The sequence below is a fragment of the Pseudalkalibacillus sp. JSM 102089 genome (assembly GCF_041366475.1).
In the GTDB taxonomy this organism is placed as follows: Bacteria; Bacillota; Bacilli; order Bacillales; family Guptibacillaceae; genus Guptibacillus; species Guptibacillus hwajinpoensis_B.
Genome location: NZ_JBEWYW010000007.1, coordinates 147,918 through 164,195, shown reverse-complemented (window position 1 = coordinate 164,195; position 16,278 = coordinate 147,918). Strand labels below are relative to the sequence as shown.

Sequence of the window (16,278 nt, the reverse complement as noted above, 5' to 3'; positions counted from 1 at the left end):
GGAGGATCTGGGAGTGGAGGAGGAAATTTGGGTTTGGCCAATAAACCATGAAATCGAGCTCGCTTCACGTGCAAAAAGCACCGCGCTGTTACATTTCGCGATCCATTCACACTGTGGTACAATTTTTGTACATGAAATTGAACGGAAAAGGACGGAAACCAAATGAGTAATCAAGAAGTACCTGTAAAAAAGAATGACGTTGTTGAAGTAGAGTTCAGAGACCTTTCCCATGACGGGGCAGGGGTTGCGAAAATAGACGGTTACACGCTTTTCGTCCCGTACGGTATCCCTGGCGAAACAGCGAACGTGAAAGTGATCAAAACGAAGAAAGGTTACGGCTTCGGAAAGATTCTTGATGTGAAAGTTGAGAGCGAAGACCGTAACACGCCGCCATGCCCGATTTTCTATCAATGCGGCGGCTGTCAGACCCAGCATATTACGTATGATAGTCAGCTAAGATTCAAGCACAAGCAAGTTCAAGACGTGATGGAACGCATCGCGAAGATCGATGTGCCCGTTTATCCTGTGATAGGTATGGAAGACCCATGGCGCTATCGTAACAAAGCGCAGGTTCCTGTTGGTGAACAGAACGGTAAAATCGTCGCTGGCTTCTACCAGCAGCGCAGCCACCAGATTATCGACATGGATCAGTGTTTGATCCAGGAACAGGAAAACGACGAAGTTCTTCGCGTTGTGAAAGAGATCGCTGAAAAGTACGGCATCCGCGCTTACGACGAGCGCTCTCATCGCGGAACGCTTAGACACGTTGTTGCAAAATACGGGAAGCAAACGGACGACATCATGGTCGTTATTGTCACAAAGAATAAAGACTTGCCGAATCGAAAAAACATCATCAAAGACATCACTGAGCAACTTCCAAAAGTGAAATCGATCGTTCAAAACGTAAATCCAAAGCGCACAAACGTGATCTTCGGTGACGAAACCCGCGTCCTGTGGGGCTCACCATACATTTACGATACGATCGGCGACATTAAATTCGCGATTTCAGCACGCTCGTTTTATCAAGTAAACCCGGATCAAACGAAAGTCCTTTACGATCAGGCGCTTGAATACGCTGGACTCACTGGAAATGAAACAGTCATCGATGCTTATTGCGGCATCGGGACGATTTCTCTTTTCCTCGCGCAAAAAGCAAAGCAGGTATACGGCGTTGAAATCGTACCAGAAGCGATTGAAGATGCGAAGCGAAATGCCGAGCTAAACGGCATCACAAACGCAGAATTTGCGGTTGGCGAAGCAGAAAACGTCATCCCGGCCTGGAAAGAGCAGGGCATCAAGCCTGACGTGATTGTCGTTGACCCACCACGTAAAGGCTGCGACGAAGCGCTGCTACAAACGATTATTGATATGAAGCCTGAGAAAGTTGTGTACGTATCTTGTAATCCGGCTACGCTCGCTCGTGATCTACGCATCTTAGAAGATGGCGGGTTTGAAACGAAGGAAGTTCAGCCTGTTGATATGTTCCCGCATACGACGCACGTGGAGTGCGTAGCCGTACTAGAGCTATAATAAACTTCACTAAATCCCACCTTAACTCCAGAGTTAAGGTGGGATTTTAATTAGTTGTAATAAAGAGGTCGATTTATAGGAAGATACGTCTTTATAATTGTAATGACTGTTGAGAATATATTTTGTGCAATCGAATAGAGTGCAATTAAATTGAATCGGATATAGCGGTGTGATATGGTTTAGGCGTGAAGCATTATTGTATTCTTGAAGGAGTGAGGACCTTGACTATTACGTTTACGGACGCTGCAATTGAACAGTTAACTACAGAGGATTACGTAGCTTTTCAGCTTAATCCTAGTTTAGGTGGATGTAGCATTGGTGCGGACTGGATTACATTTAAAGCTTTGTCATCCAATAAAGCACAGACAGGTGAGAAGTTGGTAGAGACTAATTATAAGCCTGTGATTTTAGGAGTTAAGCACGAATCCTTTTTCAAAGAAGATATGATCATTGACTACTCTAGTAAAAGAAATGCATATATGTTAAAAAGCAAAAGTGAAATTCTCAGTTCTCGTTTGCCATTAGAAAAATAAGTTAGATTTACGAGTGAAAACATCAGGAATAGAAAGACGATCGAAAAAAAGCACCATCTCAAACGCTTAGAAGCGGTTGAGATGGTGCTTTTATGATTTATTAAGCGTTAGACGCCATCTTATCCTTACTCGTTTTCAGATCAAAACGATCGGCATTCATAATCTTCACCCATGCCGACACAAAGTCGCGCACGAATTTCTCTTTATTGTCCTCTTGTGCATAGACTTCTGCGTAAGCACGGAGGATGGAGTTTGAACCGAAGACGAGGTCAACGCGTGAAGCAGTGCGGACGAGTTCGCCTGTTTTACGGTCGCGTCCTTCGTATTCATTGAAGTCAGCTGGCTTCCATTGAATTCCCATGTCGAGTAGGTTTACAAAGAAGTCGTTTGTTAGTGTACCAACGCGATCAGTGAACACGCCATGCTTCGTACCCTTGTGGTTTGTCCCGAGTACGCGCATACCACCAATAAGAACGGTCATTTCAGGAGCAGTTAGACCGAGAAGCTGTGACTTGTCGACTAGAAGTTCCTCAGGACTTAACGTGTATTCCTTCTTCTGATAGTTACGGAATCCGTCAGCCATTGGCTCTAATACGTCAAAGCTTTCAACATCTGTTTGCTCTTGCGTTGCATCCCCGCGTCCTGGTGCGAATGGAACAGTAACGTCAACACCAGCATCTTTTGCCGCTTTTTCTACAGCTGCACTACCACCAAGAACAATCAAGTCAGCAAGGCTAACTTTTTTATCAAGTTTGCTTTGGATTTTCTCATATACGGATAGGACTTTTGATAATTGTTCTGGTTCATTTACATCCCAGTTCTTTTGTGGTTCTAAGCGGATACGTGCACCATTAGCACCACCGCGATAATCAGAACCGCGATACGTACTTGCAGAAGCCCAAGCTGTTGTCACAAGCTCGCTGACACTTAATCCGGAGTCCAGGATTTTAGCTTTCAGGTTTTCAACTTCAGCAGCAGTCAATTCGTAATCCACATTCGGGATCGGGTCCTGCCAGATCAAATCTTCCTGTGGTACTTCAGGGCCAAGGTATCTTTCTTTCGGTCCCATGTCACGGTGAAGCAATTTGAACCATGCACGTGCAAATTGATCAGCGAAATATTCGATATCCTCGTGGAAGCGACGTGATATCTTTTCATAGATTTCATCTTCACGAAGCGCCATATCTGCTGTTGTCATCATAGTATTCACTTTGATTGAAGGATCTTCAGCATCTGGTGCAAGGTGCTCTGGTTTAGGATTCACTGGTTTCCATTGGTGAGCTCCTGCAGGGCTTTTCGTTAATTCCCACTCATATCCGAATAGTAAGTCGTAGTATCCGTTATCCCATTTTGTTGGATTAGCGGTCCATGCGCCGTCTACACCACTTGTAATTGTGTCTCGACCTTTACCACTTCCGTAAGAGTTCTTCCAACCAAGTCCCTGCTCTTCAATATCAGCAGCTTCCGGTGAGGCTCCAACGTTAGCTTCAGCGTCTCCTGCTCCGTGCCCTTTACCGAACGTGTGACCACCAGCAATCAAGGCAACTGTTTCTTCATCATTCATTCCCATACGGGCAAATGTTTCACGAATGTCACGTGCGCTTCCTAGCGGATCTGGTTCGCCGTTTGGTCCTTCTGGATTTACATAGATAAGTCCCATTTGAACAGCAGCTAGCGGGCTTTCGAGCTCGCGGTCGCCTGAATAACGGTTGTCACCGAGCCATTCTTTCTCGGTACCCCAATAGATATCCTCTTCTGGATGCCACACGTCTTCGCGGCCACCGGCAAAACCAAATGTGTTCAAGCCCATTGATTCAAGAGCAACGTTACCCGTAATGACGAGTAAATCAGCCCAAGAGATCTTATTTCCGTACTTTTGCTTAATTGGCCAAAGGAGACGACGTGCTTTATCAAGGCTTGCGTTATCAGGCCAGCTGTTGAGCGGTGCAAAACGCTGTGAACCTGTAGCGCCGCCGCCACGTCCGTCACCAGTACGGTATGTACCGGCTGCGTGCCATGACATACGGATGAAGAGAGGGCCATAATGTCCGTAATCAGCTGGCCACCAGTCCTGGCTGTCTGTCATTAAGTCACGAAGATCCTGCTTCAGTGCATAATAGTCCAGTTTTTTGAATTCTTCAGCATAATCGAATTCTTCACCCATTGGGTTGCTTTTGCGGTCGTGCTGTTGAAGTAGTTGCAAGTTTAACTGGTTCGGCCACCAGTCTTTATTTGTAGTCTTCACTTTAGTTGTGGTGATGGCGCTATCTTCCTTTGTTTGGCCGTGAGAGACAGGGCACTTCCCAGCTTGACTGTCATGCATTTCGTTTTTATCCATATTTCAATCTCCTTCCGAATTTAAGAAATTAATTATAACTTCTATTAGATTATAATTATAATAAATTAATAATCATTTTGGAAGAGTTATGCACTAATTTTTACAAAATAATTTTAATACCGCGTATTATAAAACGGTTACAATTAATGAAAATGAAGGAGCCACCCTTGTTTCGGGTTTATTTATCCACTTACTATATATTTTCGATTTCATTACGAGTTTACCTCTTTCAAAAAACAGTTTATGGCACATCAAATAATAGAAAAGAGAGGCGGTAATCCCCGCCTCTCTTTTTAGTAACTTATTTTGTTATAAGCTGACCCTTCAAAAGAAACTTTTCAACCACTTTTGCGACACCATCATTCTCGTTCGTATCTGCAATATAGTCGGAAATCTTTTTGATGTCATCGGGAGCATTACCCATTGCAACACCGAGGCCTGCAAATTCAATCATTTCTTGATCATTATAGCTGTCTCCAACTGCAATGACTTCTTCCCGTTTAACACCGAGCTCGTTAATAAGCTTCTCGATGCTCGTGCCTTTCGTAATCCCTTTATCAGTAAACTCGAGAAAGTAAGGCTTAGAACGCATCACGCTGAATTCTTCACCTAACTCAGCTTGAAGTTTAGTTTCCACTTTCTTCAGGTGCTCCGGTGCACCAACCATCAGAACTTTTACAACCGGTTCTGTGACACGGTCGATAAACGAATCGACGACAGTGATTGGTAGACCTGTTAGATCAGACTCAATTGTTGTGTAGGGATTTTCTTCGGCGGTAATAATTTCATTCTCGACATAAGTATGGATATAGACGTTCTCTCGAAGACTGATTTCATAAAGTCGTTGAACAGCTTCGACAGATAATGTCTGACTGAAGAAATCTTTTTTGGAATGACAGTTAATAATCTTTCCGCCATTAAAAGAAAGCATATAACTCCCATAGTCTGCAAGAAGGAGCTCCTCGGCATATGGAACCATTCCGAATGTTGGGCGTCCAGACGCAAGCACGACTTTGTTTCCTTCTTGCTGAGCTTGCATAAGAGCTTCTTTACTTCGAGCAGAAATCATTTGATCAGCATTGAGCAATGTATCGTCTAAATCTAATACAATCATTTTATATGACATATGTGATTTTCATCTCCTTACTAGTTTCCTTTCCCATTTTACTAGAAATCATGAGAGAGAGGGGGAGGGATTAGTAAATGGAAAAAAGTAATTAATGTATTAATTACGAGTAGAAGGTTAAATCATAATCGATATAATAGAGAACTAGTTAAATTCATTGGGCTGCTCATGGTCAATTCCGTGAGACTTCCCCACACTTTTAGAATACTTATAAGCTAATTTAATAGAAAGATTTATCCATTTTACTAAACTCTTATGCTTTACGTATTGAGTTAACGGGTATAACTAGTGTAGAGAAGTGATGTTACGAAACCATTTATAAGAATGGATAACATTGTGCTAATGATCATTTGATAGCTTAATATACTTAGAAAGGGTGTAGTAAAGAATGAAAGTACTTATTGTTGGAGCAAACGGTCAGGTTGGAAAGCATCTTGTTTCATTTATTCAAGATCATAAAGACTTAGAAGCGAAAGTTATGATTCGAAAAGAGGAGCAAGCTTCCTACTTTAAAGATTTAGGTGCTGAAACAGCGGTAGTTGATTTGGAAGAAGACATCCCCGCTCTAGCAAAAGCTGCTGAAGGCGTAGATGCTGTTGTATTCACAGCAGGTTCTGGACCAAACACTGGAGCAGACAAAACCGTTCTTGTTGATTTAGACGGTGCTGTAAAAACAATTGAGGCTACAAAACAAGCTGGTGTGAAGCGTTTTATTATGATCAGTTCTTTTGATACATCTCGTGAAGCCATCCAGTCTGCACCTTCTTCATTTTCACCATACGTGGTCGCTAAACATTATGGAGACAAATGGTTAAGAGCAACTGATCTGGATTATACAATTATCCATCCAGGTTTATTAACAAATGATAATGGAATTGGCAAAGTGAATGCAGCCTATGAAGTAGAGAGAAATGAAATTCCTCGAGAAGATGTGGCAAGTGTCATTGTGGCCACTCTTGAAAATGATGCAACCATTGGGAAAGAATTTCAGGTTGTAACTGGAACGAATTCAATTAAGGATGAAATTGGTTCACTGTAATTGAAAGGTTATGCTTGTGAATTAGTACTCGTCTCACGATACTCATAAGTTTGAAGCTTCAGAGACTGGAATTGAGAAATGTATGAGTCAGTGAATGAAGCGATAGGAATAGATTAAAAGGAGAGCACCTGATATCAGGTGCTCTCCTTTTGTGAACGATAAAATCTAGCACTTACCTTGCAGATGGAATAAATGTATCTGAAATATGAGTCGTCACCGGACCATAAACATCCTGTTTATTTTCAGGGTATGTAATAATAAAACGATTGAAAATGTCATCTCCATAAAAGAATTTCACATAAACTATCATTCCATTTTCTACGTAGGATAGCACAAACCAATTATCTGCTAACCGATCATAGGCAATAGGGACTGCAATATTATTAAGCGCTTGCTGATAAATTGTTTCGATTGATTCATCCAAACTATTATGTGAACCAGAGGCTGTTATTTCCAACTCATCATTATAAAAATTCAATCCATCCCTGTTCGCTGGTGGAGAACCTACGTTCAAATTCGATGGATATTCAATCGTGAACCCGAATCTGTCATTTGTATAGGTATCATAAGTCACTTCTTCTTCAACTTCTGTAGGATCTTCTTTTGGCTCAACAGGTTTTTCTTCAGGCACATTTGTAGAGGAGGAAGCATTTGCATTCTCTAACTCATCTAAAGCCTCGTTTATTTTTTCAGTGAGGTTCGCCAATTCATTCTCATAATCAGTAAGTGTGTCTTCAGATTCAACCTTCATATTTAACAATTGAAGTTGCTCGAGTGCGTTAGTATATTCTTCTGCAGAAATAAGATGATTGATTGTATCGATTTCTTCCTCGGTAGAGGCAAGTTCTTCTTGCTCCTCAAGAATGGTCATTTTCCATTTTTGGGCTTCAGATTGAACTGTTTGTAATCCGTCATCCAGATTTACAACTGCTTCAAATACTTCTAATGCAGATAAGTATTCTTCCTGTTCATAGAAGTTTATAGCTTCTTCCATTTGGCTTGCCTGCTTAAAATAAGTATTGGCCTTTTTATCATTTTCTTGTTCTGATGAAGCGACTTCAAAATAAATGGAAGCTTGATGATAATTTTGCTCTCCTAAGCTAGCAATCCCTTTGTCCATTGCGTTCTGGTAGTCGCTGTTCGCACAAGAGGTGAGCAGGCTAATACAAAGGGCACAAACAGACAAATAGGTGAAACGAGTTTTCATAAAAGAACTCCTTTAAAATGGTAGTTACTAACAAGTGTATTTTATCAGAAACGAACCAGTATGAATGTTCTTTTTCCAAATATTTCTGAAGGGGATATGAACAGAAGGACAAAAAACAACCACCAGGAATTCTCCCTGATGGTTGTGATATAAAAATTAGCAATCTTGCCCTTTAACAAACGCAGCGCCAACGATAATAAGAAGAATGAACAAAACAACGATCAACGCGAAGCCATTCCCGTAACGAGCGCCACCTACCTGGTTTCCACAGCCGCCGTATCCAGCGCCGCCTACCTGGTTTCCACATCCGTAACCATAACTCATGAAATCATCTCCTTTCATAGGATCTTCTTTAGTGTATGAAGGAGATATGAATCGTGCTTAGGTGATGGACTAGGTAGAAGAAAGTTAGGTAGATCTTTATAAGACCAATAACAAAATTCTGCTTTACTAAAGTAGAATTTTGTTATTTCTATTTAAATGAAGCATACCCTTCATCAGCCATTACGACGCTACAATTAGCAACTAAGAGAACGTGATATCGTCATGGTAGAGATCGAAGAAGGGGATCATGAAAGGGTTTATCTTGCTCTTGTTCGTCATCGAGAAGGAAAAGTTTGTAACTAACATGAAAAAACATTTCTAAAAAAAGGACCGGTTCATTACTTGAACCAGCCCTTTTCCTTAAATCGCGATATCGCTTCAATTCGATTTGTTACTTCTAATTTATCCAGAATCACAGAAATATAATTACGAACCGTTCCAGGGGTGATGTAAAGTTCACTTGAAATGTCTTTTGTGTTTTTACCATCAGCCATTAACTGAATGACTTGCTTCTCACGTTCTGTTAGCGGATTTTCATTACCGAAAGCTAGATCCACTAACTCAGGCGAGAAAATCCTCTGACCCTCAATGATCTTTCGAATCGAGCTTGCGAGCTCATCACTCGGACTATCCTTCAGAAGATAGCCACTAACGCCAGCTTTACGAGCGCGTTCGAAATAACCAGCACGAGCAAAGGTTGTTAGTATAATGATTTTACATGAATGACTGCTTAGTTCTTCAGCTGCATCAAGTCCGCTTTTAAGTGGCATTTCAATGTCCATAATACAAATGTCTGGCTGTAATTCTTTTACTAAAGAAATCGCTTCTTCACCATTCGTCGCCTGACCGACAACTTCCATTCCTTCTTCTAGATCGAGTAAGGAGCCAAGCGCCCCAAGTAGCATACGCTGATCCTCCGCAAGCACGATGCGTATCACACCGATCCCTCCTGTTCTTTTTGTTGAATCACATTTGGTACACGAATATTTAAAGTTGTTCCTGTTGAAGAATTAATATCAAGAGAGCCGTTTACGAATTCTAGTCGCTCTCTCATCCCCTGTAGTCCGTGTCCTTTGAATGAAGTTGTTCCTTCTGGGATGCCATCACCGTTATCTTCGACTTGAATGAGGACATCTGTTGGAGATTGTTCAATCAGAACTCTGCACCATGAAGCGTTACTGTGCTTGACGATATTCGTCACAGCTTCTTTGAGACACATACTTAAGACATTTTCTACGAGTAACGGTGTATTCTCAAGTTGTTGATTACCTTCAAAATGAAATTCCATCTCTGCGGCCTGTAAAATTTGTTGTACGCGTAAAAGCTCGTCTTCAACTCTTGCTCCACGCATATTCGATACCATTTCACGTACTTCTTTTAGAGCGGTTCTGGCTGTTTGTCGAATATCATGAATTTCATTAATAGCAGCATCAGGCTTAACAGGAATTAGCTTTCTAGCTAAATCACTTTTAAGCCCGATCATCGATAGTTTTTGCCCGAGTGTATCATGTAAATCTCGCGCAATCCGTTCTCTTTCTTCAATCACCATCAGCTGCGAAATTTTCTCATTCGCGTTTTGGAGTTGTTGCTCCAAGCGGTGCTGTTTGTTTCGATAGCGAATGGTAAAAGGAAGCAGAGCCACTCCAAGCACACAGATGAAGATAAATGGGAGCTGTGGTAGTAATGTATCATCGTGAGTGAAGAATATAATCACTGTTGCTGCAATCGTCGTTGTGAGATGAACAATATAGAGTGTTAGAAAGCCTGCTTTATTTTCGATGCTACCAATGAAAAACGCTAAAAACAGAGCGAAGTAGACATAACCGAATAAGATCGTCATCACAATACTTATGGCCATTTCAATGCTGACCCATAAATAGACTAATTTACTATTTGATATGAAAGATAATCGATAGGATAAGAAAAATAAAAGAATGACGAAGATGCCGATTGTAATTTCTATAACCGATGAAGAACGGAAAATAAAAAAGAAGGGTAGCAAACAAAAAATAATCCACACGTAAGAACTGATCCCAGTGTTCTTAGGAATGATATGATACCAGCTTTGCATAGGGATCTCCTTTCGAGGTGCTTTAATTACAGGATATACCATCAGTATTCGCCTGTCACTTATCTACCATTAGTATAATCTCTTTAAAGATATTGAAAAACCCATCCAGGCTGAATGGGTTTTTCAGTAATGTTATTTTTCCTGGAAGCTTGGTCTTTTCGTAGTCATCATCGCAAGCTTTGCAGGGTTTTTAAGAAGTGGTTTTACTTCTTTAAATGTAACGAACGTTTTATTCTTTGTATCATATAGACGGAATCGAATGGATTCAAGACTTGATAATAACGTAATCGTCGTCGCCTTATGCAATGGAGGCGTTGATTCATGCGCCTTTTCAAGATGATAGTTTGGCACTCTTGGACTTAAGTGATGCACGTGATGATACCCGATGCTTCCGGATACCCACTGAAGAAGTTTAGGAAGTTTATAGTAAGAACTGCCATCCACGGCTGCTTTTACAAAGTCCCACTCTGTTTCATCTTCATAATAAGAGTCCTCGAATTGGTGCTGAACATAGAACAACCAGATTCCAAGTGACCCAGCAACATAAAGAATTGGAAGTTGAATGATTAGAAACGCTTCCCATCCAATAGCCAGGATCAATAGGGAATAGATCGCAACGATTGATGCGTTGGTAATGTATGTGCTCATACGCTCTTTACGTTTCGCGTCTTTGCGATTAAAACGGTTAGCGATAAGGAAAAGGTAGATCGGACCAAGCCCGAACATCACAATCGGGTTACGGTAGAGACGATAAGCGAGTCTACCCCAGAATGTAGCCGCAGCATACTCTTCAACTGTCATCACCCAGATATCGCCTGTTCCACGCTTATCTAAGTTTCCACTTGTTGCGTGATGAATATTATGCTCGCGTTTCCATTTTTCAAACGGGAAGAGAGTAATGATCCCAGAGATCGTACCAACTATCCGGTTTGCTTTTTGACTCTTGAAGAAAGAGCCGTGTGTGCAATCGTGAAAAATAATAAAGATTCGAACGACAAATCCTCCTGCGATCATCGCAAGTGGAACGGCTAACCAGGCAGACACGCTTAAGCTCTGATAAGCTAGAAACCATAGCAATAAGAATGGAAGAAGGGTGTTCAAGAGCTGTCGTACCCCTACGACCGTGTCGGGTTTTGCGAAAGTTGATACACTTTTTTTCAATTCTTTTTGTTTTTGTTTTTGTTCATTCATATGGTTACCCCTTTGTTAGGCATAGTTGAAATAACGTTAAGCCTAATGATAGAGGATTTGGTGTCATGGTGTAAGACACAAACGTCAGGACATAACCATGATAAATGTCATGGGTTTGTTGGGGATAAAAGGAAGGTGGAGTGGATTATCATACAAAAAAGCCTGTGAAACCTCTAAAGTAGAGGTTTCACAGGCTTTTTAACACTATTCTAAGTTCGCATGCTTTCCATACATCTTATTCGTATCCAACCCTTTCTTATCCATAAAGCGTAAAATGATCGCATCATAGAAAAGTAAAAGAGTCTGTTCAAATAAAGAGCCCATTGGCTGAATCGTTTCATAATCACCTGACTGATCCTTTGGTGAACCTGGTAGTGTTACGATGATGTCTGCTAGCTCGCCAATTGTTGAGTCGGGATTAATTGTTACAGCAGCGATCTTTCCGCCGATATTGGCGGCCTTATTCGCAATGGAAACGAGCTGTTTCGTTTCACCAGAACCTGATCCGATGATGATAAGATCACCTTCTTCAAAGTTTGGTGTAACCGTTTCGCCAACAACGTAAGCATCAATTCCCATGTGCATCATGCGCATCGCAAAAGACTTTGCCATAAAGCCAGATCGACCACCGCCAGCAACAAAAACCTTGTTCGCTTCGAGAATTTCGTTAGCGAGCTGTTCCGCTTCTTCGTCAGCAATGAGATCTACTGAACGATTTAGCTCATCAATGATTTCAGCTAAATAGTGAGTAGTCTGCATGATTGATTATCCTTTAATAAGCTCTTGCATTTTTGATGCAACGGCTTTTTTGTCGTCTTCACCAGTAATACCGCCACCTACGATGACAAGGTCTGGTTGTACTTTTACAACTTCTTCAAGAGAATCAAGCTTAATGCCACCAGCGATTGCTGTTTTCGCGTTCTTTACGACGCCTTTAATTGTTTCAAGGTCTTCGAAAGAATTCTGGCCTTTTGCTTGAAGATCGTATCCAGTGTGGACACAAATATAGTCAACGCCAAGTGCGTCTACTTCTTTCGCACGAGTTGCGAGATCTTTCACTGCCATCATGTCAACAAGGATTTCCTTACCTTGTTTCTTCGCTTCTTCAACAGCACCTTTAATTGATTCATCTTCAGCAGCACCAAGAATTGTGATGATATCTGCGTTAGATTCAGATGCTTTCATAACTTCATAACCTGCTGCATCCATAATTTTAAGGTCTGCAAGGACTTCAAGGTTAGGGAATGCTGCTTTCATATCTTTGACAGCACGAAGACCTTCATTGATGACGATCGGCGTACCGATTTCAACGATATCAATATGTTCCTGAACTTCTTTCACAAGTTCAATTCCTTCTTCTGTGTTTACCAAGTCTAATGCTAGCTGTAATTTCATAATACGTTCACTCCCAATCCATAATTTTCTTTCTCTCTCTCTTGTCCGACACCAATATAATCGATCTGTTGGTGTAGTAGCAAGTATACTGCTTACAACCTATTAATGTAAGTACGCACATTAAACTTACATAGTGTCAAAAAGTATACTATGAGTTATACTAGGCTTAAACGGAGGTGATGTGTATGTCACGTACCCAGGATAAAACATTTTATTGTGAAAAAGAATTAACGCTTGCGGTTATCGGAGGCAAATGGAAAATGCTTATCTTATGGCATTTAGGCAAGCAGGGAACGAAGCGATTTGGTGAGCTAAAGTCACTAATGCCGGGAATTACACAGCGTATGCTAGTCAACCAGCTACGAGAATTAGAAGACGACCAAATCGTACATCGAGAAGTATACCCTGTTGTCCCTCCGAAAGTAGAGTATTCCCTTACCGAGCAAGGTGAAACATTGATGCCTATACTCGACTCCATGTATGAGTGGGGTAAGAATTACAATCAGAACGTCCTTGGCAAACCGATTGAGTCGAAAGAGTCTGTATAGAAATAAACGAAAAGCCGGGGCACTCCCCGGCTTTTCGTTTATTTTAATATTCGACTAATAGTGAAAGTTCTTCCTTAATCGTTTCCCATGCAAATGAAGTCGTATTGGTCAGCACAAAGTGTTCTGCTGAGGGGAGTTCGATCAATTTAACAAAATCGCCTTCGCCCTCAGCTTCGCGCTGGTAGTAATCACTAATCCCGATCGGAACATTGATATCTAGCGCACCATGAACGAGAATCTGTTGAACACCAAGTGGAAGAAGTTCCACAGGGGAAGCATTTTTGTAGCGCTCTGGATATTCTTTAGGCGAACCACCTAATAGTTCTGCAGTAGGATTATTTGGTTTAAGAGAGAGGACTTGATCTCTGTACTCATGCACACCATGCATCATCTCAAGGTCGTTCACACCTGCAAGGCTAACCACTCCGTGAATAGGAAGAGGGGTGTCCGTAATGAATAACTCACTATTTTTATCCATGCGGTGACGGGCAGCAATCCATGTAGCAAGATGGCCCCCAGCTGAATGTCCAATCGTAACCACTTTGTTTAGATCGAGCGGAAAGGATTCTGCAAGTGTCCTTATGTAGTCAGTTGCTTCTGCAGCATCTGTAAGTGTTCCTGGATAACCTCCGCCTTCTTGTCCCGTTCGACGGTATTCAATGTTCCACGTGGCAAATCCACTCGCTGTTAAATCTTCCGCCACTTCTCTCATAATCTCGAGTGTGAACGGTTTTCTCCAAAAGCCGCCGTGAATAACGATTGCTACGGGGAAAGGTCCTTCTCCTTCTGGAAGTCGTAGTTCGCCAAATTGATTTTCGTTCTCTCCGTAGAAAAATTTCTCCATGTTACTTAACACCTCTCAGATTGGATTAGAGTCCTTTTCATTATCGCATATCTCCTGAAACTTTCATTACGTTAGGAATTGAAAAAACCAATCGTTAATCGATTGGCTTTACTTCATAAAAAGAATAATGATGCCTATTGTCCGGACTTTATTCCCTTTGCAACGCTATAAAAATTATTTACAATCATGAATGATCCTGTATTGCCCCCACCTGATCCGCTAACCGTATTACTTACGGAGATTGGGGAGATCGTGTGTGCACATTGAACTACCGTTCCGCTGTTGTTTGTAATGATCACTGATCCTCTAATAAAACAACCCATTTATTTCACTCCTCAAAAGCCATCTTCTGATAGCAGTATATGGACAAACTGATTGAATGGTGTGGACATGTCTTTAAAATTAGCGTCTAAATTTAGTTAAGCAAAAAAATAGAAGTCAGTTTCCTGACTCCTAAAATAAATGGTTAACTTATGAAAATCGCTTGCGCAAAAGTGATGCCCCCGGTGATGAGTAAAAAGACGAAGCTATATTTGAGAGTGAACCGGAAGAGATCTCCTTCTCGTCCTACTAGGCCAACCGCACCTGTTGCAACAGCGATAGACTGTGGAGAGAGCATCTTAGCCATAACACCGCCTGCTGTATTCGCAGCAACGAGGACAATCGGAAGAACGGCAATTTGTTGAGCAGTAATTTGTTGCAAGTTTCCGAATAAAGCATTGTTAGACGTAACAGAACCAGTTAAGAATACGCCAATCCATCCTAGAAGTGGAGACAGGAATGGGAAGACACCTCCGGTAGCAGCAAGAGCTAGACCTAATGTGGAGCTCATGCCACTATAATTCGCAATGAAGGCAAATCCTAGCACCATCATAATTGTAAGAACGGGCTTTTGAAGTTCCTTTACTGTTTCAACAAAAGCTTCTAGCGCTGCTTTAGGACTCATTCTAAGAATGAAGATGGATAGGATCGCAGCGATGAAGATAGCCGTTCCTGTTGCTGAAAGAAGATCAAGTTTCAACATCGCACCGTAGGGTGTTTGTTCACTTACAATTGGTGCTGTTTTAATAACGAGATTATGGAGTCCGGGTACAGGAATCTGAAGGATTGTTGCTTCAAGTAATCCCCCTTCTACAAATAAATTCTTGAAAGGTTTTAGACTCCAAATCGTGACCATTGCTGTTAATGCAATGAACGGAGACCATGCTTTTAATATTCGTCCAGCTGTTAGCTGAGCTTCTGGATCAAGAGACACAGCAAGCTGTGCTTCAGCTGGGTCAATCGTATGGTTTTGCTGCATTTTTGGATGCCAAACCTTCACGAATACAGCTACGGCTACTAAACTAACGATTGAAGACGTGATGTTAGGCAGCTCTGGTCCAATAAACGTTACTGTTGCCCATTGTGTAATGGCATAAGTACTTCCGGCTACAAGAGCTGCTGGCCATACTTCTTTCAAACCTTTCATACCATCCATAATGACGACGAGTAGGAATGGAATTGTGAAAGAGATAAATGGAAGAGACGTGCCAAGAAATTGACCAATTTCCATTGGAGCGAGCCCGCTCACTTGACCAGCAACAATGACAGGGATGCCCATTGCCCCAAATGCTCCACTAGCTGTATTGGCGATTAAACAAAGGCCCGCTGCTTTAAGTGGTTCGAATCCAAGTCCTACAAGAAGAGCAGCTGTAATCGCAATCGGTGCTCCAAAACCAGCTGCGCCTTCAAGAAACGCATTAAATGAAAAGGCGACGAGCAACATTTGGATTCGTTTGTCATCTGTAATGGATACAATGGAACTTCTGATAATATCGAATTGCCCACTTTTTACAGAAAGTTTATAAAGGTAGACAGCACCAATAACGATGTAAGAGATTGGCCATAAGCCAAATGCAAATCCGTAACCAGTAGTTGCTGCAACCATCGTAATAGGCATATCATAGAAGAGGATCGCAATTACGATAGCGAGCATCACTGTAACTGTAGCAGCGATATGCCCTTTCATTCGAAAAGCGGTAAGAGCAAGAAAGAAAAAGATAATCGGAATAAGAGCAATAAAAGCGGATAGCCAGATGTTATTAAATGGGTCATATACTTGTGTCCATGTTTCCAAGGGGATCACCTCTTAA

Annotated in this window: 15 protein-coding genes and 1 pseudogene; 4 read left to right on the top strand and 12 right to left on the bottom strand. The window is 41.6% G+C overall.

Annotation, left to right across the window (positions count from 1 at the left end):
* Nucleotides 1–162 precede the first annotated feature (162 nt).
* Nucleotides 163–1,530, top strand: coding sequence for a 23S rRNA (uracil(1939)-C(5))-methyltransferase RlmD (rlmD, locus tag ABVF21_RS15815; protein WP_371018564.1), 1,368 nt, complete (start codon nt 163–165; stop codon nt 1,528–1,530).
* A 221-nt stretch (nt 1,531–1,751) separates the two neighbouring features.
* The gene (locus tag ABVF21_RS15810; protein ID WP_303533702.1) at nt 1,752–2,063 is read left to right on the top strand and encodes an iron-sulfur cluster biosynthesis family protein; all 312 of its coding nucleotides are present in this window, start codon (nt 1,752–1,754) and stop codon (nt 2,061–2,063) included.
* Nucleotides 2,064–2,163: 100 nt separating this feature from the next.
* Here ABVF21_RS15810 and katG read toward each other — a convergent pair whose 3' ends face one another.
* Entirely contained in the window at nt 2,164–4,401 is a 2,238-nt protein-coding gene (katG, locus tag ABVF21_RS15805; RefSeq protein WP_303533704.1) for a catalase/peroxidase HPI, read from the bottom strand.
* Nucleotides 4,402–4,702: 301 nt separating this feature from the next.
* Nucleotides 4,703–5,527, bottom strand: a complete 825-nt coding sequence (locus ABVF21_RS15800) for a Cof-type HAD-IIB family hydrolase (protein WP_371018563.1) — start codon at nt 5,525–5,527, stop codon at nt 4,703–4,705.
* Between the two features lie 388 nt (nt 5,528–5,915).
* Here ABVF21_RS15800 and ABVF21_RS15795 point away from each other — a divergent pair, with 388 nt between their 5' ends.
* On the top strand, nt 5,916–6,566 hold the full coding sequence (locus ABVF21_RS15795) for an SDR family oxidoreductase (RefSeq protein WP_371018562.1): 651 nt from the start codon (nt 5,916–5,918) through the stop codon (nt 6,564–6,566).
* Nucleotides 6,567–6,738: 172 nt separating this feature from the next.
* On the opposite strand, the gene ABVF21_RS15790 is transcribed toward ABVF21_RS15795, so the two are convergent.
* The 7 genes and pseudogenes from ABVF21_RS15790 to hxlA all read right to left on the bottom strand — a co-directional run bounded on the left by ABVF21_RS15790 (nt 6,739) and on the right by hxlA (nt 12,754).
* Nucleotides 6,739–7,773, bottom strand: a complete 1,035-nt coding sequence (locus ABVF21_RS15790) for a hypothetical protein (protein WP_371018561.1) — start codon at nt 7,771–7,773, stop codon at nt 6,739–6,741.
* A gap of 156 nt (nt 7,774–7,929) precedes the next feature.
* Nucleotides 7,930–8,016: pseudogene (locus ABVF21_RS15785) on the bottom strand (YjcZ family sporulation protein); the annotation flags it as partial.
* A gap of 419 nt (nt 8,017–8,435) precedes the next feature.
* On the bottom strand, nt 8,436–9,035 hold the full coding sequence (locus tag ABVF21_RS15780) for a response regulator transcription factor (protein ID WP_194222401.1): 600 nt from the start codon (nt 9,033–9,035) through the stop codon (nt 8,436–8,438).
* A complete protein-coding gene (locus ABVF21_RS15775) occupies nt 9,032–10,168 on the bottom strand; it encodes a sensor histidine kinase (RefSeq protein WP_303533718.1) in 1,137 nt (378 codons plus the stop codon). Before ABVF21_RS15775 ends, ABVF21_RS15780 begins: the two co-directional genes overlap by 4 nt.
* A 132-nt stretch (nt 10,169–10,300) precedes the next feature.
* Nucleotides 10,301–11,359 (bottom strand): fatty acid desaturase, encoded by a 1,059-nt coding sequence (locus ABVF21_RS15770; RefSeq protein ID WP_194222399.1) that lies wholly within the window; start codon nt 11,357–11,359, stop codon nt 10,301–10,303.
* Between the two features lie 204 nt (nt 11,360–11,563).
* Nucleotides 11,564–12,118 (bottom strand): 6-phospho-3-hexuloisomerase, encoded by a 555-nt coding sequence (gene hxlB / locus ABVF21_RS15765; RefSeq protein ID WP_194222398.1) that lies wholly within the window; start codon nt 12,116–12,118, stop codon nt 11,564–11,566.
* A gap of 6 nt (nt 12,119–12,124) precedes the next feature.
* Complete coding sequence (gene hxlA / locus ABVF21_RS15760) at nt 12,125–12,754, bottom strand: 3-hexulose-6-phosphate synthase (protein ID WP_194222397.1); 630 nt, start codon at nt 12,752–12,754, stop codon at nt 12,125–12,127.
* Between the two features lie 185 nt (nt 12,755–12,939).
* Here hxlA and ABVF21_RS15755 point away from each other — a divergent pair, with 185 nt between their 5' ends.
* Nucleotides 12,940–13,302, top strand: a complete 363-nt coding sequence (locus ABVF21_RS15755; protein ID WP_371018559.1) for a winged helix-turn-helix transcriptional regulator — start codon at nt 12,940–12,942, stop codon at nt 13,300–13,302.
* A gap of 43 nt (nt 13,303–13,345) precedes the next feature.
* On the opposite strand, the gene ABVF21_RS15750 is transcribed toward ABVF21_RS15755, so the two are convergent.
* The 3 genes from ABVF21_RS15750 to ABVF21_RS15740 form a co-directional block, all read right to left on the bottom strand.
* Entirely contained in the window at nt 13,346–14,146 is an 801-nt protein-coding gene (locus ABVF21_RS15750; protein WP_303533725.1) for an alpha/beta hydrolase family protein, read from the bottom strand.
* Between the two features lie 134 nt (nt 14,147–14,280).
* Nucleotides 14,281–14,469 carry a spore germination protein gene (locus ABVF21_RS15745; RefSeq protein ID WP_371018558.1) on the bottom strand — a complete coding sequence of 63 codons (189 nt, stop codon included), beginning with the start codon at nt 14,467–14,469 and terminating at the stop codon, nt 14,281–14,283.
* A 143-nt stretch (nt 14,470–14,612) separates the two neighbouring features.
* Nucleotides 14,613–16,262 (bottom strand): lactate permease LctP family transporter, encoded by a 1,650-nt coding sequence (locus tag ABVF21_RS15740; protein ID WP_371018557.1) that lies wholly within the window; start codon nt 16,260–16,262, stop codon nt 14,613–14,615.
* Nucleotides 16,263–16,278: the final 16 nt, after the last annotated feature.